A 19490-nucleotide genomic window follows, 5' to 3' on the forward strand; every position below is an offset into this window, starting at 1 on the left:
GCTCAGGAGGTGCGGGTGGCCGTCGCCTCGGTCCCCTCGAGCTCTTCGCGGACCACTTCCCGTGGGGCGAGCACGACGCGCGGGCGGAGACCGGCGAACCGGACGCGCAGCCCGCGGTACTTCACGAGGTAGATCACGCCGACCAGGGCGGCAGCGAAGCCGCTGGCGGCGCCGACGCCCATCGCCCAGCGCGGACCGAAGGTGTCGGCCACCCAGCCGACGATCGGCGCGCCGACCGGTGTGCCTCCCATGAAGATGGCCATGTAGATCGCCATGACGCGCCCGCGCAGCACCGGATCCGTCGTCATCTGCACGGTGCCGTTCGCTGTCGTCATGAGCGTCTGCGACGAGATGCCGATCACGATGAGGGCTGCCGCGAACAGCCAGTACGTCGGCATCACGGCGGCCAGAGCGCAGCCGAGTCCGAACAGCGCCGCGCCGGCGAAGAGCAGCGAGACGCGCGGGCGGTCGCGCCGGGCGGAGAGCAGGGCGCCGACCACCGACCCGACGGCCATGATGGACGAGAGGATGCCGTACTCGCCGGCGCCCTGGTGGAAGACGCTCACCGACATGGTCGAGATGAAGATCGGGAAGTTCAGGCCGAACGTACCGATCAGGAACACCATGATCAGGATGACGAGGATGTCGGGGCGGCGCCGCACGTACCGGAACCCGTCGACGAGGCTGCCGCGCGAGCGCTTCGCGCGTTCCGTGCGGTAGAGCTGCTCGCGGTGGAGCATCGCCAGAGACAGCAGCACCGCCCCGAAGGTCGCTGCGTTGATCAGGAAGACCCAGCCGGCGCCGACAGCCGCGGTCAGGAGGCCCGCCACAGCGGGGCCGAGCAGTCGGGCCGCGTTGAACGAGGCGGAGTTCAGCGCCACGGCGTTCGACAGGTTCGGCCCGGCGACCAGATCGGAGACGAAGGTCTGGCGAGCGGGTGCGTCGAAGGCGGCGACCACGCCGAGCAGCAGCGCGAAGAGGTACACGTGCCACAGCTGGACGACACCGGTCACGGTCAGGATGCCGAGGCCCAGTCCGAGCAACCCCATGGCGCCCTGCGTCGCCATCAGGAGCTTGCGGCGATCGAGGCGATCGGCCGCCCATCCCGTCACGGGCAGGAGGAGAAGCTGCGGACCGAACTGCAGCGCCATGACGATGCCGACCGCCGCCGCATTGTTGTGGGTGAGCTGGGTGAGGACGATCCAGTCCTGGGCCGTCCGCTGCATCCAGGTGCCGACGTTCGACACGATCGCGCCGGCTGCCCAGATGCGGTAGTTGACGCCGGCGAGCGAGCGGAACATGGAACTCACGAGTCGGCGAGCTCCCGCATGATCTCGGCGGCCTCGGCCAGAGTGGCGCGCTGCTCGGCGGTCAGCGTGCGCAAGCGCTGATGCAGCCAGGCGTCGCGGCGTTTGCGTGTCTCGGCGACGAGCCCGATGCCCCGTTCGGTCGGCACGACGACGACCCGGCGTCCGTCCGACTCGTCCGCGGTTCTGGCGACGTAGCCTGCCTGCTCGAGGCGGTTGACGGTGCGGTTCATCGACGGCGGCTTGACCCGCTCGAAGTCGCTCAGCGCACCGATCGTCGCGGCGCCTTCCCGCACCAGGTAGGCGAGCGCGGCCGTCTGGGAATCGGAGAGCTCGTGGTCCTCCTTCTCGGAGCGCAGGCGTCGGGACAGCCGCGCCACCGCGATGCGGAGTGCGCCGCTCAGATCGTGGGTCGACAATCGTGCGCTCATACATAGTTAGCCTAACAAATTAGATTGGCTAACTAAACCCCCTTCGCTGCTGGCGTACGTCAGACTGGGGCCGTGCACACTGAACAGGGCCGGAGTTTCGACGACGAGGACGGCGTCCGCGTCTATTTCGATGTGTACGCGCCGACACCCGAAGGCACAAGGCCGGCGGCCGCCATCCAGCTCGCCCACGGGGTGGGGGAGCACGCGGGACGCTATCGCGAGCTGGCCACGCATCTGGCCGCCGCCGGGTACGCCGTCTACGCGGACGACCACCTCGGTCACGGCCGCACGGGAATGGAGCAGTGGGATGGCGACGCCACACGGCTCGGGAAGCTCGGGCCGGGCGGCCTGCGCGCGGCGATCCGCGACGTCCACGCCTTCAGCGACCTCATCCGGGCCGAGAACCCCGACCTGCCGTTGGTCTACGTCGGCCACAGCTGGGGATCGCTGATCGGCCAGATCGTGCTCAACCGCCACAGCGACGAGTACGACGGGATGGTGCTCTCGGGCACCGCGTACCGAGCGCTCGGGTCGATGAACGGCGGCGACCTCAACAAGCGGCACGCCCACCTCGGGACGACGGGCGCGGAGTGGCTCAGTCGCGATCCCGCGGTGGCGCAGGCATTCGTCGACGACCCGCTCACGACCCTCACGCCGCTTCAGAAGCTGTTCGGCATGGCGGATGCCGCGCGGCTGCTCGGCCGCACCGCTCGCGGGCTGGCTCACGACCTCCCCGTCCTCATCCAGGTGGGCTCGGACGACCCGCTCGGCGGCCCGGTCAGCGCCCGGAAGCTGGAGCGGGCCTACCGCGCCCGATCGCGCCTTTCGGACGTCACCACGATCGTCTACGAGGGCGCCCGGCACGAGATCTTCAACGAGACGAACCGCGCCGAGGTCTTCGCCGACCTCACGGCCTGGCTCACCGAGCGTTTCCCCGCCCGCTCCTAGCCGAGGCTGCGCCCCCCGTCGAGTCCGCACAAACTGCACGCCGGTCGCCTGATCAGCGTGCAGTCTTTGCGGACTCGACGTCGGGACGGAGGGCTGGAGAAAGTGTCTAGCGCGCGGGAGGGGAGTGCGCGGACACTGAGGGTCGGGAGGGCGTCATGGGAGAACACATCCTGAGCGGACTGTCTCGGTTCACGCCGATCGACAACCCTGCGAACTTCAGCGGGCACGACACCGACCTGGCATGGATCCTCGTGATCCTGGGCCTGCTGCTCGTCATCCTGCTCATCGGCCTGGGCGTGACGTTCCTGCGCAGCCCGGAGCGGGAGCTCGATGAGTGGGGCAACCCGAGGAACCCGCCGGGAGGCACACCGCCGCAGGCGTGACCGCCGGACCGTCCGCCCCCGGGCGGACGTAGGGTAAGGGTATGCATGGTGAGTACAAGGTCCCCGGGGGCAAGCTCGTCGTCGTCGACCTGGAGGTGGTGGACGGCAGGATCGCGGATTTCCAGCTCGCCGGCGACTTCTTCCTCGAGCCGGACTCCGCGCTGGAGGCCATCGACGCGGCCGTGAACGGCCTGCCCGCCGAGTCGGACGCGAAGACGATCGCGGCAGCGGTCAAGGATGCGCTGCCCGAGGGCGCCAGCCTGCTCGGGTTCTCCCCGGAGGCTGTCGCCGTGACGGTCCGCCGCGCTCTGGCGAAGGCGACCAGCTGGCGCGATTACGACTGGGAGATCGTGCACGCGAAGGCCGTCTCCCCGCAGATGCACCTCGCCCTGGATGAGGTGCTCGCCAACGAGGTCGGCGAGGGCCGCCGTGGGCCGACCCTGCGCATCTGGGAGTGGGACGAGCCCGCGGTCGTGATCGGCAGCTTCCAGTCGGTGAAGAACGAGGTCGACCCGGAGAACGCGAAGAAGTACGGCATCCAGGTCGTCCGCCGCATCTCCGGCGGCGGTGCGATGTTCATGGAGGCGGGATCGGTCGTCACGTACTCGATCTACGCCCCGGCCGACCTCGTGCAGGGCATGAGCTTCGCCGACAGCTACGCCTTCCTGGACGAGTGGGCGATCATCGCCCTCAAGTCGCTCGGGATCGACGCCGTCTACCAGCCGCTGAACGACATCACGAGCCCGTCCGGCAAGATCGGCGGCGCCGCGCAGAAGCGGCTCGGCTCGGGCGCCGTGCTGCACCACGTCACCATGAGCTACGACATGGACGGCCAGAAGATGACCGAGGTGCTCCGCATCGGCCGCGAGAAGATCAGCGACAAGGGCATCACCAGCGCGGCCAAGCGCGTCGACCCGCTCCGCAGCCAGACCGGCCTCAGTCGCGCCGAGATCATCGAGCAGATGAAGCTGACCTTCAAGAACCTCTACGGGGCGACGGACGGCGATCTCACGGACGCGGAGTACGCGGCTGCCGAGAAGCTCGTCGCCGAGAAGTTCGAGACCGAGGAGTGGCTCTACCGCGTCCCGTAGCGCTTCAGGGCCAGCCGATCCTCAGGGAGCGCACAGGTCCTCCGGTACCCTGGAGGGCGTGAATTGGTGGGTCGTGGGGATCATTGCGGCGTTCGTCGCCCTGATCGTCGTCGCCGTGAAGCTGGGCTGGATCGACCTCTCGAACAAGGCGCAGCGCGGCTCGGGCACCATGACCGGCGCGATCGGCGGCTCGTTCGACGAGATCTTCGCGCCCGCCCGGCACGAGGCGCAGCAGGAGATGGACCGCCAGTCCCTGCTGCCCGCTCCCGCACCGCTTCCCGGCGACAAGGGCGACGGCGCCTGGGAGGGCGGCAAGATCACGCTCGACCTCGGTCCGGCCGGCCACGGCCAGCGCGCGGAGGGCCGCGCCCCCAGCGAGGACGGCCGGGCTACCGCTTCTGCAGCTCCGCGTAGTCGGGGTGCTCGCTGAGCCAGCTCCGCACGTAGGGGCACGAGGCGATCACGCGGAGGTCGGTGTTGTCGCGCACGTCGTCGAGCGCCGTCTGCACGAGCGTCGACGCCATCCCCTTCTCGCGCTTCTCCTCGTCGACCTCCGTGTGCGTGAAGACGATCGCGTCATGCCGCAGCTCGTACTCCGCGACGCCGATCACCTCGCCGTCCTGAAGCAGGGCGTAACGGGACTGCTCCGGCTGTTTCTCGACGCTCAGGCTCATGAACCTCACGCTACCCCGTCAGGGCAGGGGCCTCTTCCGCGTCTCTCTAGGTGAGGGCGGATTCGTCGCGCTCCTCGAGAGGAGGCCGCCGTGCCGATCGTCCTTCCCGTCGCTGTCTCCCTCTGCGGCAAACGGGACTCCGAGATCCGGATGCGTCCGGTCGTCGATGCGCTCGGCCGGGCCGGATTCCTGGCGCCCGCCGCCGATCCCTTCTCCGCTGTCGTGGATCCGGCTGCGGATCCGGCCGCCGCGATCGAGCAGCACCGGCCCGACGCGGTGCTCGTCCACGGCGGTTCGGCGACGGCGCTGGCGGCGGCGATGACCGCTTCGGAGCGCGGCATTCCCGTTGCGCACCTGGACGCCGGGCGCTGCGACGGCGATGTCACCGCATCCCTTTCGGGCGAGCCCGTTCGGCGGACGCTCAGCCGGATCGCCGCCCTCCAGCTGGCGCCGACGGAGCACGCTCGGCGCATCCTGCTGGCCTCCGCCGTTCCCGAGGAACGGATCGTTGTCACCGGCGATCCTCTCGTCGACGCGGCGCTGTCCGGCGACACGAGTGCCGTGGCGGCGGAAGACCGCACGATGGTGCTCGTGGCCGCACACCGGCCCGAGAACCGCGGCGCCCCCATGCAGCGGATCGGATCCGCAGTCCGGGTGCTCGCGGCACGATTCCCCGGCCTGGCGTTCGTGCTGTGCTCCGGCCCGGAGCTCGCGGTGCATGCCGGGCTGACCACCGCGGCCGGACGGCCATCCAACATCCTGTCGACGCCGGTGCCGCCGTTCCCCGAGCTCGTCCGCCTGCTCGCAGAGGCAACGCTCGTGCTCACCGACTGCGCAGAGCTGGAGGAGGTGGCGCCGAGCCTCGACGTGCCGGTCCTCGTTCTCTCGTCGACGACGGATCGACCGGAGGGAGTACTCGCCGGGACGTCCCGCACGGTCGGGACGCGCGTCGAGACGATCGTGGAAGAAGTCTCGGCGCTCCTCGTCGATCCGAACCGCCATGCCGCCATGGCGCACCGGCCCAGCCCCTTCGGGGACGGGCACGCGGCCGAGCGGATCGTCGCAGCCCTGTCCGCTCTGATCGGCTGCGGCGAGCGGCGGCCGGACTTCGCGCCGCGCGTCGACATCGGGGTCGCATCTCGGTAGTTCCTCGGTAGTTCTGCGGTGCCGCACGCGTCAGTCCGCGGCGGACCCTGGGGTCACTCGACCGGCGCGCCGCCGGCCCACCACCCCGACTGAGGAGACAGGATGCCGCCGACCGCCGTCCGCCCCACTGACCTGGAGCTTCTCCATCGGGTCCGTCGGGGCGAGCACGCGGTCTTCGCGGAGCTGTGGACGCGCTACGAATCGTGGGCGCACCACGTCGCCCGGCGCACGACCTCCCGTTACGACGCGGAGGACATCGTGCAGGAGGCCTTCACCAAGGTGCTCGCCGCCCTGCGCAACGGGAACGGGCCGACCGAGGGTTTCGCCCACTACCTGCGCACGGCGATCCGCAACGTCGCGGCCACCTGGGGCGCCCGCGACGCCCGGATGCCCCTCGTTCCCCTCGGCGAGGAGGCCCACCTCCCCGTCTACGAGTTCGAGGTCGTCGACTTAGGCGAGCTGGAGCAGCCGTTCCGCAGCCTCCCCGAACGCTGGCGGCGAATCCTGCTCCTGACCTGCGTGCACGAGCTGCCGCTTTCCGTCGCGGCCGAGGTCCTCGGAATGACGCCCGGCGCCGCCGCCGCACTCGCTGCCCGAGCGCGTACCGGTCTGCGCATGGCCGTCACCGGTGTCGACGGCGAGGATCTGACGCTCGCCGCCTGAATGTCCGCCCCGGAGGGCGCGCGCTGCCGCCGTGTCCTCCGGGTGAGCGGTCGCCCCGCAGCTCATCGAGGCGCTCATCCCCGAGACAGTTGCTCCCGATGCCAGAGCGCCAGCTCTGTTCGCGAGCGCAACCCCAGCTTCACCAGAGCGTTCTGAACGTGCGTCTCCACTGTGCGGATCGACACGAACAACTGCCGCGCGATCTCCTTGTTGGACGCCCCGTCTGCCACCAGGGCCGCCACCTGGCCCTCGCGCGGCGTCAGCTCCGGCGTCCGCGACGAGTCCGGGATGCCCGTGCGCGTCCTGGCCTCGACCATCCCGTGCAATGCGAAGTCGATGCTCTCGTCCTCGCTCAGCGCCGCCCCGTAGGCGAACGCCCGGTCGAAGGCGTCGGCGCCGAGGCGGTGGCGCAGCGCGCGCTCGGTCGACGCTCGGTCGTAGAAGTAGGGCGGGTAGTTGGCGCGGATCGCGCCGGCGTCGCGCCACCGGGCCGCCGCAGCCCCCAGGAGGGTCGCGCCGCGGGCGGGATCCGCGTGCTCGCGCGCGACGTCGGCGAGCAGTTCGAGCGACTGGGCGACACCCAGCCCGTTGCCCAGTCCGCGCTTCACCACCAGCGCCTCTCGGGCATCCGCTTCGGTCGTCGCGTACTCGCGGGCGGCAGCGCACGCGGACGCCCGCGTCGTGAGCACGAAGGACCGCTCGAAACGGTCGCCGACCACGAGGGCGCGTTCGGTGATGTCGTCGCCGACGCGCGACCCCTCCGCGCGCTCGCCGAGGGCGTGCAGCCGCGCCGCGAGACGTTGCGGGGTGTTCGTGCGGCCGAAACGATAGGCGTCCTCGCCGAGCTCGTCCATCAGGGCACGGAGCAGCTCCAGCGCGCGCCTGTCGTCGGCGTCGATGACTTCGGCGGCGCTGCGGACGCTCACCGCGCAGTCGTGCGTCGCCTCGGCGTCGTCGCCGTTCGCCACCTCCTCGAGAGCAGCGCGGGCGGTGGCCAGCTCGCTGCGGGCAAGTCCCGGCTTCCCCGTCTGGCCGAAGACGGCCGCTCGGAGCGCGTGCCCCTGCGCCGCCCAGAACGGCGACGGACGTCCGGAGGCGAAGGCGGTCCCGAGCCAGGTCGCGACCTCGTCGCCGCTGCCGTGAAGCATCCACGCCTGCCGCCAGGCCGTCACCGCGACCTCGACGGCTCGATCGGTGTCGCCGAGCGCAGCGGCCGTGGACACCGCTCGGCGAATGTTGGCGATGTCACCGCGCAGACGCTGCAGGATCTCGCGTTGACGGCCGCCGAACCAGTCGTCTTCCGCGTCGTGCAACCGCAGCAGCATGCACGAGACGAAGTGGCCCTGGGCGTCCTCGGGATGCGTCGCCCGCTCGGCCCCGAACTCCCGCAGCGCCGGCAGCAGCTCGTAGCGCACATCCCCCTCGACGCGTCGGCGATGGACCACCGAACGCCGGATGAGCTGCTTGAGCGCCGTGCGCGCTTCTCGCGGACCATCGGCGCTCAGGGCGGCCATGGACTCTCCGAGGTCGAGATCCCAGCCCGGGGCCAGCACCGCGAGATCCGTCCACACGTGCCGCTCCGTCTCCGTGCAGCGATCCCAGCTGTCCTCCACGGCTGCCCTGAGCGACCGGGACTCCGCCGCCGCCGGTTCCAGAGTGTCCAGCTGGTGGGAGATGCGACCAGCGAGCGTTCGCACATCCATGAACTGCAGTTGCGCGGCGGCCAGTTCGATCGCCAGAGGCACCCCGTAGGTGGCCTCGCAGATCGTGACGACCTCCGGCAGCGTGCTCTCGTCTACGGAGAAGAGGGCGTCGCCCGATGCGGCACGATCAGCGAACAGCCGGACGGCGTCGCTGCCCGCTGTGAGGTCGCGGTGGGCGAAGGGGCCGATCGCCACGAGCGCCTGCGCGGCTGAGGAGGGCGGTTCGCGGGAGGTGACGATGGCGCGCACACCCGGGCAGGCCAGGAGGAGGGCGTCGACCACCGCCGACGTCTCGGCCACGGCCTCGTCGGCGTCGTCGATCAGCAGGAGCGCGTCCTCGTCGCCGATTGCGGCGACCACGGCGCCGAGGGTGTCGTCGCCCGGATCGACCTTCAGCTCCTGAGCGACCGCCAGTGCGACATCCTGCCCGCGACCACGAACATCCACGTACCAGACGCCGGAGACCGAGCGCCGCAGCGACTCCGCGGCCGCGATCGCGACGCGGCTCTTCCCCACGCCCGCCGTTCCCGTGACGGTCACCAGACGGCTCGAGGTCTGCAGGAGGCGTCGGATCAGTGAGACCTCCTCACGGCGCCCGACCATCGGGTCCAAGCGCACGGGCAGGCCGTGCGTGGAGTTCGATGTCTGCATACCGGCCCCCGTCAGCCGGGGCGGGGCGCCGGCCCTGACCGTCGTCTGATCCATGAGCCGACGCCCCTGTTGGGTGTTACGTCTCGCATGGTGTCAGGAGCGCGAACGGCCCGAAAGACAGCTGTCACAGGTGCGGCTGGTACGGCGCCCACGTCTCCAGGTCGTATTCGAGCTCGACTCCGGTGTAGAGCCGGAGAACCCAGCGCTGGGAATCCCCTCCGGCGAACTGGCCGGTCACGGTCTCCGTCACCCAGCCGCCGTCGGAGTCGTGGGTCCAGCGGATCAGACCGACGTGCTCACGGAGCCGTGGAGGGTGCGGTGGGTGGATGTAGTCGAATTCGTCAGCCATCGTCTGTGCCTCCTCCCGCCCGGCGGGTGTCCGACCCGTCGATGGCGGCGAGGCCATGATGCACCTTCGGCGGCGCGTTGGGGACTAGTTGTTTTCCATAAAGTCAGGCACGTGAACGGTCCTCGACCGCACCGTCGTCGCGCCGCCACTCGAGCTCGATGCCGGAGACCAGCCGGACCCGCACCGTGCGGCCCACGACCTCCATCCTGGCGACATCGGGGTGGCCCTGCACGCGCATCCACCCCGGTGATCCCGGCTCCGGAAAGGCGCCCGCGTCCTCGTTCACCGCACCCACCCCTCCCCGTCGTCGATCGACCGACGTCGAGAAGTAGCTTGACGCGAACTCACACGATTCCGCTAGTCCATCGAGTGTTCAGGAGGCAGACGATTCGCGGCCGATGTAGCGGTAGATCGCCTCACGGGGCCAGTCATCCGCGGTCACCAGCTCGTAGATCTCCATCGCCTCGTCCGCGGGGATGCGGACGCGGACAGGAGGGTGCGATTCGAGCACCGGAAGGTCGATCGACCGGTCCAGCGCAGGCTGGTCGGGGTGCACGAGGAATGCGGTGAACGCGTCGTCGCCGAAATCCATGCGTTCACATTAGTCCTCGCGTCCCCCGTGGCGTAGCTCTCTGCCCAACTGTCTATCCAGGTCTCGATCGACCGAGACACGATGACCGAACGGGGAACGAGGGGGAGCGAGAGATGACGTCGACCGACCAGAAGAGGACGGACCGATCCGGGCGATTCCCGGTGTGGGCCACCGTGCTGCTCGCCGTGCTGGGCGCGGTGATCCTGCTGGGGTCCGGGGTGCTCGGCGGCCTCACCCTCCGCTCGGGCGCATCGACGCTCGGGATGACACCCGCCCGGCCCGCTGCGCTTTCGTCCGCATCGGTGTGCGACGCCGAGCGTGTTGCGAGCGACGTGCTCCCCTCCATTGTGACCATCGGGGTGGTCGCCGGCGACGGGTCCGGCGGCACCGGCAGCGGGGAGATCATCTCGGCCGACGGCTACATCCTCACCAACAACCATGTCATCGCCCCCGCTGCCGAGGGTGCGAAGATCACCGTCCTCTACAACGACGGGACGACGCACCCGGCGAAACTCGTCGGCCGCTCGCCGCGCGCCGACATCGCCGTCGTGAAAGTCGAGGCGAGCGGGCTGCCCGTCATCGAGCAAGGGGACTCGACCACGCTCAAGGTCGGCCAGCCCGTGGTGGCGCTCGGCGCCCCGCTCGGCCTCTCCAGCACCGTGACGACCGGCGTTGTGAGCGCCCTCGGCCGCACGGTTCCGGTGCAGAGCGACAGCGACCGCAACGCTGTGCTGGCGGACGCGATCCAGACCGACGCCTCGATCAATCCCGGCAACTCGGGAGGTGCGCTCGTCGACTGCGACGGCCGGCTCGTCGGGGTGAACTCGGCGATCGCGACCGTGCCCGGTGCGTCCGGCGAAGCGGGCGGAGGGAGCGTCGGCATCGGCTTCGCGGTTCCCCAGGCGGTGGCGATGCCGATCGCCCAGCAGATCATCTCGACGGGCAAGGTGACCTATCCGATCTTCGGGATCTCGGTCACGCCGATCCAGCCCGGCCAAGGCGACAACGACCAGCCGGGGCTGTACGTGCAGTCGGTGACGCCGGGCGGGCCGTCGCAGCAGGCCGGCCTGAGGGCCGGGGATGTGATCACCCGGGTCGACGGCAAGCCTGTCGGCAGCGTCGACGACCTCACGGCGATCCAGCTCACAAGCAAACCCGGGGACGGTGTCGACGTCGTCTACGTGCGGGACGGCCGGCGACAGACCACGACGGTCACCCTCGGCAACGGCTGAGCGGCTGAGCGGCTGAGCGGCCGAGCGGCTCAGCGATTCGGCGGCTCAGGCGGGGCGCTCGACGCCGATCGCGATCTTGAACCGGTCGATGATCCGGTAGCTGTCGCCCGGACCGTTCTCCTCGACGCGCACCGTGTCGTAGACCCGGAAGTCGAGGATGCGCAGCTCGCCCAGACGCTCGGCCCGCTCGTTGAGCAGGGCCGAACGGAGCGGCGAGGTGGGGTCGCGGGGGATGAGCGGTGTGACGATCTCGCCGCGCCATCCGTCGGTCGTCACACTGACGAGCCCGGCAGCACGCTCCCGCGGATTCCAGTGCATCAGCCTCATCTCGTCCTCTCGTCGGCACGTTGCGGTGTGTTGTGACGGAGCGGCCCGGCCGGTTCGATACCCGACGAGCGGGCCGGGCCACTCCGAAAGGGAGGCCCATAGGGGGCGCTCCGGTGGAGACGCGCGAAGCCCGATGACGCGCTCTCCGCTTATGTAGACGTTGTCGGCGAGTGATCGTGACGCGAAGAACTCAACTGCACAGGTTCCACTGGGCGCGCACCTGGTCGGCAGACAGCGGGACGCCGTAGACGGCCGCGAAAGCGAGGCTCCCCGTGATCTGCCGCGCGGACGGAGTATCCGGCCCCCAGTTATCGAGGTTGTCCGCTCCGATGCGCCAGTGCCCGGGGAAGGCGTGCGCCTGCGTGACGGACGCGTCACGGGCGACCTCTTCGCCGTCGACGTAGAGCGCCATCCCGTCGTCCGACAACGTGGCGGTGGCCTGGTGCCAGCGGCCATCGGTGTAGCTGGATGGGGAAGCCACGGTTCGGACGGCTTCCGGGAAGACGCCGAACACCAGGCGACCGTCGTCCGTCAGGAACAGGTGGCGGTCGTAGTACGCCGAGACGCCGTCACTCGATCCGCTGAACCCCAGCAGCCGTCCGCCGCCCTGGGTCGCCTGGAACCAGATCTGGATGGTGAATCGGTCGGTGGGTTGGCGGAGCGTCTCGTCTGTCAGGTTCCACTCGCCCGCGCCGGGGTGTCCCGAATAGCGTGCGGTGTTCCCGTGGACGAGATCCGTCGTGGTGCGGGATCCGGCCTCGTCGTCCAGTCGGTACGCCAACAGCGTGTCGGCCGCCGGGATCGCCTGGATCGCGGCGACGCAGCCCTGCGGAGCGGGCGCAGGAGCGGCTACCGGCGGGACCGCGGGCGCCTCCGCGCCGGGCCCGCTCGGGGTCGCCGGAGCGACAGGCTCCGTGACGGGGGAGTCGATCGTGGGCGGGGTGCTCTCGTCACCACCGGGTTTTGCCCCGGAAGTGGCGTCCGTCGTGGGGGCGTCCGGCTTCAACTGGCCTTTCTGCTCGGGCGTCGGGCGGGAGGTCTCGGTTACGTTTTCGGGCTCGTCGTGGCCCGCGTTCTGCGAGTCGGAGGAGGAGCCCCGCCCGGTCTCGGCCGCGGCGAGTTCGGACCCGGGCGCGGCGACGACGGCGCCGCAGGTGAGGGCCGCGGCCGCCACGACACTGGCCGCGACGGCGGCCATCCCGGCCTTCGAACCGCCGGTCGCGGCGCTCGACAGGTGCCGGAGCCGCCCAGCGCCGCGGACGGCGGTCGTCGGATCGGCCTGGGGTGTACCGGCCGGCGTCGTATCGGGGAGCGTCGCGGCGACGGCGGTTCCCGATCCGCCGATGGTCGAAAGGTAGGCGGTCGCGCCGGCGAGCCCCAGGAACAAGGGCAGGATTCCGAGAGCGATCCGAGAGCCGACGCGGTCGGCCTCGGAGGCGGCGTCCGCGCAGCGCTCGCAGGCGTCGAGGTGCTGCGTCACCTTGCGGCGGTCGGCCTTGGCGAGTCGCCCTCGAACGAACGGGCCGAGCTTCTTCAGCGTCCATGCGTGGATCGGGTCCTCGGTCGGCGCGCTCGCCAGGTGCGCGTTGATCCAGGACTGTCGGAGCCCTTCGCGTGCGCGGAGCGCGAGCGCGGAGACCGCGTTCGCATTGAGGCCCATGAGCGGCGCCACTTCACGAGGCGCCATGTCTTCGATCTCGGTGTACCAGAGCACCTCCTGCCACTTGTCGGGCAGCGCGTAGAAGGCTTTCGCCATCGTCTGCCTATCCATGCGGTCGAGGGCGGTGACCTCGCTGAACGTCCAGTCCTCGATCACGTCGGCGTCTTCGATGTTCGGGGTCGTCTTGCGGCGCGACCAGTCGATGGCCACGTTCCGGACCGTCGTCGCGAGGTACGAGCGGAAACCCGACGTCGGGCCCTTGCCGCGGCCGAGCGACGTCAGGATGCGCGCGAACGCCTCCGACGCGAGATCGTCGGGGTCGAACCGGCCGGTGATGGAGGCCGCCATGGCGCGGCCGGCCTGCCAATGCCGCTTCCAGAGCACGCCGTAGGCGAGCGTGTCTCCGTCTCGTGCGAGGACGATCAGGTCGGCGTCGGAGAGGTCGTCGAGTTCACCGGTCATAAGGGTCGGGTCCTTGAATAGCGGTACGGGCGTTCACTGACTTGGACGCAGTGAATTGCAGATCATGACGCGATCGAAGTAAGAAAGTTCTTCGTCGTCGATCGGGGATGGTGTGGCACCACCATCCCGCCCGTAACCGCGGTCAGGGGACCGTCGGACTGCGGAGAGACTGCGTAGGTCGGACGACCCGCCCGGTCAGCGCGTGCGGCGGCGGCCGCGCGTCACCAGGTTCCAGAGACCGGCGAAGAGCACGGCGCCGGCGACTCCGTTGAGCACACCGCCCACGACGTCGGTGCCGTAATGGACGCCGACGTAGAGCCGCGACCAGGCGACGGCGAGCACGAACAGGGCGCCCACGACGACCACGATGGCGCGAGGGAGACCTGCGCGGCACACCATGGCGAGAGCCGTCACGAGCGCCGCGGCGAACACCACGTGCCCGCTCGGGTAGCTGAGCGTCGCCGGCGAGATGTGCAGCACGTGGGTCAGGTCGGCGGTGGACGGCCGTGGCTGCGCGACGACCGTCTTGACGACCAGCGTGGTCAGCCAGCCGGAGCCGGTGACGACGCACGCGCCCAGCGCTCGGCGCCATCCCACCGTGAACAGCAGGATGACGAACACGACGATGAGGATCGCGGCCACCACGACGGGATGGTCGAGGCGGTCGAGGAGCAGGGCCGCGTCGTCGAGCAGGGGGGAGTTGACGCGGTTCACGGCCGCGTCGAGACCGTCGAAGCGCAGTGCGGGCACCGCCTTCGCAGCGAGACCGAGCCCGATCGTGAGCGCGAAGAGGACGACCGTCCAGACGATCCAGTGGGCCGGGGCGCGCAGGGCCCACGAGGTCTGTCGCCGCGAGTGCATCCCCTCAGCGTAGGGAGCGGCCGAGCGGGAAGACTGGGCGTCCGCCGCCCGACGGTGTGAAGACGCTCAGCGGACGAACGGTGCCACCGACCGCGTGATCGCCACGGCACGCTCGGCGACCTCGTCGGCGGAGCCGTTCCCGCCCGCCTCGGCCCATTCGCGGACGGCGATGCGGATGGCGGCGATGCACGCGACGACGAGCAGCTCGGCCCGGGCGGCGGCGTCCGCGTCGTTCTCGGCGGCGCCGGGCGTCGCGCCATCCTCCCGGGCGAGGTCCTCCAGGAAAACGGCGACGGCCGAGACGAGGCCCGCTCGCAGGTCGTCGAACCGTCCGAGACGGCGCCGGAGGAGGCCGGAGTGACGGGCGGCGATGAGCATCCGCGCCTCGCGGAGCTCCGCATCCTGCTCGTCGGGGAGAGACGCGGTGAACAGGGTGTCGACGAGGGCGGCGACGAAGCTTCCCCGGTATGCGTCGGTCAGGCGGCCCCCGATCCACGCCGGGTCGCCCCACGCGCGGCGCACGTCGAAGAGCGCGTCCTCCTTCGTGTCGAAGTAGTTGAAGAAGGTGCGGTGCGAGACCGGAACGCGCGCGCAGATCTCGTCGACCGTCACCTCGTCGAGGTCGCGCTCGAGCGCGAGTTCCAGGGTGGCGCGTTCGAGGTCGGCTCTGACTTGGGCCTTCTTGCGCTCGCGCAGTCCGTCGGTGGTTGAAGTTTGCATACTCGGAAATTTTGCAGTCATGTACCTTGTTAGTTGACTTTGGTCACCTAATTATATATGGTTGATCTTCGTCAACCAATCGTGCGAAGGATCCACATGTCAACAACGCTCTCCAGGGATGGGTCACCGGTCGTGATGTCACACCGGCAGGTGCTCGAATCCCTCTCCGGACTCCTGCTCGGGATGTTCGTCTCGATCCTCGCGGGCACGGTCGTGTCGACCTCGATGCCCCGGATCATCTCCGAACTGCACGGCGACCAGACCGCCTACACCTGGGTCGTCACCAGCACGCTGCTCGCCACCACGGTGTCGACGCCCATCTGGGGCAAGCTCGCCGACCTGCTCAACCGCAAGCTGCTCATCCAGCTCGCCCTCGTGATCTTCGTCGCGGGCTCGGCGATGGCCGGCTTCTCGCAGGACACCAACATGCTCATCGGCTTCCGCGTCGTGCAGGGCCTCGGTGCCGGTGGTCTGACGGCTCTGAGCCAGATCATCATGGCCGACATCATCAGCCCGCGGGAGCGCGGCCGGTACATGGGCCTGTTCGGCGGCGTCATGGCCGTCGGAACGGTCGGGGGCCCGCTCATCGGCGGCCTGCTCACCGACTCCGTCGGCTGGCGCTGGAACTTCTTCGTCGGCGTCCCCGTCGCGGTGGCCGCCATCCTGCTGCTCCAGTTCACGCTTCGCCTGCCGAAGCGCCCGGCGCGCAAGGTGCGCATCGACTACCTCGGCGCGATCTTCCTCGCGGCCGGCGTCTCGCTCCTGCTCATCTGGGTCTCGCTCGCGGGCAAGAACTTCGACTGGTGGAGCGCCGAGACCATGTGGATGGTCGGAGGCTCGATCGCCCTCATCGTCGCGACGATCGTGACCGAACTCGTCGTGAAGGAGCCGATCATCCCGCTCGGGATGTTCAAGAACCGCACGTTCACGCTCGCCGTCATCGCGTCGATCTCGGTCGGTGTCGCCATGTTCGGCACGTCGGTCTTCCTCGGCCAGTACATGCAGCTCGCCCGTGGCGCGACGCCCACCGAGTCCGGTCTGCTGACGCTGCCGATGATCCTCGGGCTCCTGCTGTCGTCGATGATCGTGGGCAACCTGATCAGCCGGTTCGGCAAGTGGAAGGGCTTCATGATCGCCGGATCCCTGCTGCTCACGGCCGGGCTGTATCTGATGAGCACCATCGAGTACGACACGAACTACTGGCTCGTCTCGCTCTACATGCTCGTGCTCGGCGCCGGCGTCGGCATGGTCATGCAGAACCTGGTCCTCATCGTCCAGAACACGGTCCGCCCGGAGCAGCTCGGTGCGGCCAGCTCGAACGTCGCGTTCTTCCGCAGCCTCGGCGGCACCATCGGCGTCTCGGTGATGGGATCCATCCTGGGCACCGCGGTGAAGGACATGATGGCCGACCGCCACCAGGAGCTGCTGACCGCGGTCGGCAAGCTCGGCGCGAAGGGCGTCGCCGCCGCCAAGTCGCTGCAGAGCGGGACGCTCCCCGAGGTCAACACCCTCCCGGTGCCCATCCGGACGATCGTCGAGTCGGTCTACGGACAGGCCGTCGCCGACATCTTCCTGGTCGCCGTCCCGCTCGCGATCATCTCCGTCATCGCCATACTCTTCCTCCCGAACATCAAGCTCGGCAGCAAGACCGCCATCGAGCGGATGCGCGAGGAGAACCCCGAGACGCCGCTCGAGGCCGCGGAGGAGAACGCGGTGGAGGTCGCGGAGGCCCTGATCGGCGCCCCGGCCACCGGATCGGTCGCCGCGGTCCGGCGAGCCGGCGACGGCCACGGCCCGGCTGGGAACGGCCGCTAGACGGTCGCGTTATGATCGCGGCCATGGACAACACGGATCGGGTGGCGGCGGGCTCTGCCGCCACCCTTCCCGCCGCCCCGGAACCGGCGAGCGACGCAGCCATCTCCGAGGTCGAGGAGCAGTTCACCCGGCTGTTCAACCAGGTCGGCACGGCGATGCGGGATCGCGCGGTCCGCATCCACCCGGACCTGCAGCCGGGAAGCTACAAACTGCTGACGACGATCGTGCGCAGCGGCCCCATCCACGCCGGAGCCCTCGCCGCCATGCTCTACACCGACAAGAGCGTGATCAGCCGGCAGGTGAAGCTGCTGGAGGACATGGGCTTCATCGAGCGCAAGACCGACCCGACCGACCGGCGGGCCAGCTTCATCGCTGCGACGCCCGAGGCGATCGAGAAGGTCAACGAGGTGCGGGCCGCCGACCAGGCGACGCTGTACCGAGGTCTCCGGCGCTGGGGCGAAGAGGATGTGCGTCGTCTGGCCGAACTGCTCGGCCGCCTCAACGAGGTCACCCGCTAGAACTCCCGGTGGTGATTCAGCGGGACGCTGGTACCCTTCGTCGGGTATGCAGTCCGCATCCGCCCCCCGTCGTTCCCGCGGCCGCCGCTCGGCAGGCCGTCGCGCCGCCGTGCCGACGCAGCGCGTGCGGATCCGGCTGCCGAGGTCGCGGAGACGCCCGCTGCTGCCGCTCCAGCACCGCATCGGAGTGAGCCTCGCGGTCATCGGGCTGGTGTGCGGATTGTCGATCGTTCCGACGGATGACGCGCTCGCCTCCACGCTGCTCGTCGCGCCGTCGACGACGCTCGCGCCCGGCGACGGGCCGTCCGGCTCGACCGAGGCCGCCGCGGCTGCACCGGCGGCCGCCCAGGAGCTGCTGGTGGATGCGACGATCGCCGCCCCCGTCGTCAATCGCGAGAACCTGAGCGCGACCGACGGGCTGCAGACCCTCGCGCGCGTCGGCACCAACGAGGCGTGGGCGAAGCTGGTGCTGATGTTCGGCGGCTGGCCGCAGACCGACGCGAACGTGACGGTGATGCTGCGCTGGATGCGGCAGGAGAACGGTCCGCCGGACTGGTGGAACCGTAACAATCCTCTCAACAACGGCTACGGGTCGGGCGGCGGAGCGGGCCTCGGCAGCTACCCGGACCTGATCACCGCCGCCGAGTACTGTGCGAAGAATCTGCAGCGCGGCTACCCGGATATCGTGGCCGGGCTCGAGGCCGGCACCTCCGCCGATGCGACCGCCGCCGCGATCTGGGCCTCGCCCTGGGCGACCAGCCACTACGGCAACGGCACCCACTGGAGCACGCGCCCGGTCGAGATCGTGCAGGCTCCCGCCTCCGCCTGGGGCCTCTGACCCCCCTCCGTCGAGGTGCACGTAGTGGCGGCTATTCCGCCCAAATAGCCGCCACTACGTGCACTTCGGCGCGGGATGGGCGGGTGCGGCGTCAGGACTTGGCGAGCCAGGTGCGCAGGCGGTCCAGCGGCCAGGTGGTGATGATCCGGTCGGCGGGGACGCCGTTCGCGGCGGCGCGCGCGGCGCCGTACGCGAGGAAGTCGAGCTGGCCCGGGGCGTGCGCGTCCGTGTCGATCGAGAAGAAGCATCCCGCGTCGAGGGCGCGCTGGATGAGGTCGTCCGGCGGGTCCTGGCGCTCCGGCCGCGAGTTGATCTCGACGGCGACCTGGTTCTCGACGCACGCGGCGAACACGGCATCCGCGTCGAACTCCGACGGCGGCCGGGTGCCGCGCGAGCCCTGCACCAGGCGACCGGTGCAGTGGCCGAGGACGTTCGTGTGCGGGTCGCGGATGCCGCCCAGCATGCGCTTCGTCATCGTCCGCTTGTCGGAGCGGAGCTTGGAGTGGACGCTGCCGACCACCACATCCAATCGGTAGAGCAGGTCGGGCGTCTGATCGAGCGTGCCGTCCTCGAGGATGTCGACCTCGATCCCGCGGAGCAGGGTCACCGAGCCGGTGTCGAGGCTTGCGATGACGTCCAACTGCTCCTCCAGGCGCTCAGCGCTGAGTCCGCTCGCCACGGTGAGTGTGGGGGAGTGGTCGGTGATCGCCTGGTACTCGCGGCCGAGCGTCGCGGCGGCCGCGGCCATGACCTCGATCGGGACGGTGCCGTCGGACCACTCGGTGTGGCTGTGGAGATCGCCGCGCAGCTGGGCGAGCAGGTCCGCGCCTGCCGTCTCGAGGGGCTGCGCGTTGCGCTCGCGGAGGTCGGCCAGATAGTCCGGGATGCCGCCATCGACCGCCTGCGCGATGACCTGGAAGGTGCGGTCTCCGATGCCCTTCGTGCGCTTGAGCCGGCCGTCGGCGACGCGGGCGGCGAGCTCCTCCTGGTCGAAGGGGGCGATCGTCGCGGCCGCGCGGCGGAAGGCCTGCACCTTGAAGCTCGGGGCGAGCTCCCGCTCCAGCCAGAAGGCGATCTCGTTCAGCGCGTCGACGGCATCCATGCGCACCATGCTCCCAC

The 19490-nt window shown here is 70.0% G+C and carries 22 protein-coding genes; 10 read left to right on the forward strand and 12 right to left on the reverse strand.

Annotation, left to right across the window (positions count from 1 at the left end; genetic code table 11):
- Positions 1-2: 2 nt before the first annotated feature.
- Together J2Y42_RS05730 and J2Y42_RS05735 are read right to left on the reverse strand one after the other, a co-directional pair.
- Positions 3-1301 carry an MFS transporter gene (locus J2Y42_RS05730; protein WP_309858042.1) on the reverse strand — a complete coding sequence of 433 codons (1299 nt, stop codon included), beginning with the start codon at positions 1299-1301 and terminating at the stop codon, positions 3-5.
- 5 nt (positions 1302-1306) lie between these two features.
- Entirely contained in the window at positions 1307-1738 is a 432-nt protein-coding gene (locus J2Y42_RS05735) for a MarR family transcriptional regulator (RefSeq protein ID WP_309855786.1), read from the reverse strand.
- Between the two features lie 72 nt (positions 1739-1810).
- On the opposite strand from J2Y42_RS05735, the gene J2Y42_RS05740 reads away from it, so the two are divergent.
- The 4 genes from J2Y42_RS05740 (at position 1811) to J2Y42_RS05755 (ending at position 4590) form a co-directional block, all read left to right on the forward strand.
- Positions 1811-2686: an alpha/beta hydrolase gene (locus J2Y42_RS05740; RefSeq protein WP_309855787.1), complete on the forward strand. Its 876-nt coding sequence runs from the start codon at positions 1811-1813 to the stop codon at positions 2684-2686.
- A gap of 155 nt (positions 2687-2841) precedes the next feature.
- Positions 2842-3069 (forward strand): hypothetical protein, encoded by a 228-nt coding sequence (locus J2Y42_RS05745; RefSeq protein ID WP_309855788.1) that lies wholly within the window; start codon positions 2842-2844, stop codon positions 3067-3069.
- Positions 3070-3110: 41 nt separating this feature from the next.
- Positions 3111-4160, forward strand: coding sequence for a biotin/lipoate A/B protein ligase family protein (locus J2Y42_RS05750; protein ID WP_309855789.1), 1050 nt, complete (start codon positions 3111-3113; stop codon positions 4158-4160).
- 73 nt (positions 4161-4233) lie between these two features.
- Positions 4234-4590 carry a hypothetical protein gene (locus J2Y42_RS05755; RefSeq protein WP_309855790.1) on the forward strand — a complete coding sequence of 119 codons (357 nt, stop codon included), beginning with the start codon at positions 4234-4236 and terminating at the stop codon, positions 4588-4590.
- Here the strand turns inward: J2Y42_RS05755 and J2Y42_RS05760 are convergent.
- On the reverse strand, positions 4550-4834 hold the full coding sequence (locus J2Y42_RS05760; protein ID WP_018189237.1) for a GNAT family N-acetyltransferase: 285 nt from the start codon (positions 4832-4834) through the stop codon (positions 4550-4552). The two genes, J2Y42_RS05755 and J2Y42_RS05760, sit on opposite strands and share 41 nt — an antisense overlap.
- Positions 4835-4924: 90 nt before the next feature.
- Between J2Y42_RS05760 and J2Y42_RS05765 the strand changes: the two genes are divergently transcribed.
- Positions 4925-5980 (forward strand): UDP-N-acetylglucosamine 2-epimerase, encoded by a 1056-nt coding sequence (locus J2Y42_RS05765; RefSeq protein ID WP_309855793.1) that lies wholly within the window; start codon positions 4925-4927, stop codon positions 5978-5980.
- A gap of 102 nt (positions 5981-6082) precedes the next feature.
- Entirely contained in the window at positions 6083-6643 is a 561-nt protein-coding gene (locus J2Y42_RS05770; RefSeq protein WP_309855795.1) for a sigma-70 family RNA polymerase sigma factor, read from the forward strand.
- A gap of 74 nt (positions 6644-6717) precedes the next feature.
- Here J2Y42_RS05770 and J2Y42_RS05775 read toward each other — a convergent pair whose 3' ends face one another.
- The 4 genes from J2Y42_RS05775 to J2Y42_RS05790 form a co-directional block, all read right to left on the reverse strand.
- On the reverse strand, positions 6718-8997 hold the full coding sequence (locus J2Y42_RS05775; RefSeq protein ID WP_309855797.1) for a LuxR C-terminal-related transcriptional regulator: 2280 nt from the start codon (positions 8995-8997) through the stop codon (positions 6718-6720).
- Between the two features lie 124 nt (positions 8998-9121).
- On the reverse strand, positions 9122-9346 hold the full coding sequence (locus J2Y42_RS05780) for a hypothetical protein (RefSeq protein WP_309855799.1): 225 nt from the start codon (positions 9344-9346) through the stop codon (positions 9122-9124).
- A 103-nt stretch (positions 9347-9449) separates the two neighbouring features.
- Entirely contained in the window at positions 9450-9632 is a 183-nt protein-coding gene (locus J2Y42_RS05785; protein WP_309855800.1) for a hypothetical protein, read from the reverse strand.
- A gap of 87 nt (positions 9633-9719) precedes the next feature.
- Positions 9720-9938 carry a hypothetical protein gene (locus J2Y42_RS05790; RefSeq protein WP_309855802.1) on the reverse strand — a complete coding sequence of 73 codons (219 nt, stop codon included), beginning with the start codon at positions 9936-9938 and terminating at the stop codon, positions 9720-9722.
- A gap of 113 nt (positions 9939-10051) precedes the next feature.
- On the opposite strand from J2Y42_RS05790, the gene J2Y42_RS05795 reads away from it, so the two are divergent.
- Positions 10052-11170 carry a trypsin-like peptidase domain-containing protein gene (locus J2Y42_RS05795; RefSeq protein WP_309855804.1) on the forward strand — a complete coding sequence of 373 codons (1119 nt, stop codon included), beginning with the start codon at positions 10052-10054 and terminating at the stop codon, positions 11168-11170.
- A gap of 45 nt (positions 11171-11215) precedes the next feature.
- On the opposite strand, the gene J2Y42_RS05800 is transcribed toward J2Y42_RS05795, so the two are convergent.
- The 4 genes from J2Y42_RS05800 to J2Y42_RS05815 all read right to left on the reverse strand — a co-directional run bounded on the left by J2Y42_RS05800 (position 11216) and on the right by J2Y42_RS05815 (position 15200).
- Complete coding sequence (locus J2Y42_RS05800) at positions 11216-11497, reverse strand: hypothetical protein (RefSeq protein WP_309855805.1); 282 nt, start codon at positions 11495-11497, stop codon at positions 11216-11218.
- A gap of 190 nt (positions 11498-11687) precedes the next feature.
- On the reverse strand, positions 11688-13619 hold the full coding sequence (locus tag J2Y42_RS05805) for a sigma-70 family RNA polymerase sigma factor (protein ID WP_309855806.1): 1932 nt from the start codon (positions 13617-13619) through the stop codon (positions 11688-11690).
- A gap of 195 nt (positions 13620-13814) precedes the next feature.
- On the reverse strand, positions 13815-14480 hold the full coding sequence (locus J2Y42_RS05810) for a phosphatase PAP2 family protein (RefSeq protein WP_309855807.1): 666 nt from the start codon (positions 14478-14480) through the stop codon (positions 13815-13817).
- A gap of 66 nt (positions 14481-14546) precedes the next feature.
- Positions 14547-15200, reverse strand: coding sequence for a helix-turn-helix domain-containing protein (locus tag J2Y42_RS05815; protein ID WP_309855808.1), 654 nt, complete (start codon positions 15198-15200; stop codon positions 14547-14549).
- 135 nt (positions 15201-15335) lie between these two features.
- On the opposite strand from J2Y42_RS05815, the gene J2Y42_RS05820 reads away from it, so the two are divergent.
- The 3 genes from J2Y42_RS05820 to J2Y42_RS05830 are packed head-to-tail and all read left to right on the forward strand — an operon-like array spanning position 15336 to position 18371.
- Complete coding sequence (locus J2Y42_RS05820) at positions 15336-17015, forward strand: MDR family MFS transporter (protein ID WP_309858045.1); 1680 nt, start codon at positions 15336-15338, stop codon at positions 17013-17015.
- A 23-nt stretch (positions 17016-17038) separates the two neighbouring features.
- On the forward strand, positions 17039-17533 hold the full coding sequence (locus tag J2Y42_RS05825; protein ID WP_309855809.1) for a MarR family transcriptional regulator: 495 nt from the start codon (positions 17039-17041) through the stop codon (positions 17531-17533).
- Between the two features lie 46 nt (positions 17534-17579).
- Positions 17580-18371, forward strand: a complete 792-nt coding sequence (locus J2Y42_RS05830; protein ID WP_309855811.1) for a hypothetical protein — start codon at positions 17580-17582, stop codon at positions 18369-18371.
- A gap of 91 nt (positions 18372-18462) precedes the next feature.
- Here J2Y42_RS05830 and J2Y42_RS05835 read toward each other — a convergent pair whose 3' ends face one another.
- The gene (locus tag J2Y42_RS05835; protein ID WP_309855813.1) at positions 18463-19473 is read right to left on the reverse strand and encodes a PHP domain-containing protein; all 1011 of its coding nucleotides are present in this window, start codon (positions 19471-19473) and stop codon (positions 18463-18465) included.
- Positions 19474-19490: the final 17 nt, after the last annotated feature.

The sequence above is a fragment of the Leifsonia sp. 1010 genome (assembly GCF_031455295.1).
Lineage (GTDB): Bacteria > Actinomycetota > Actinomycetes > Actinomycetales > Microbacteriaceae > Leifsonia.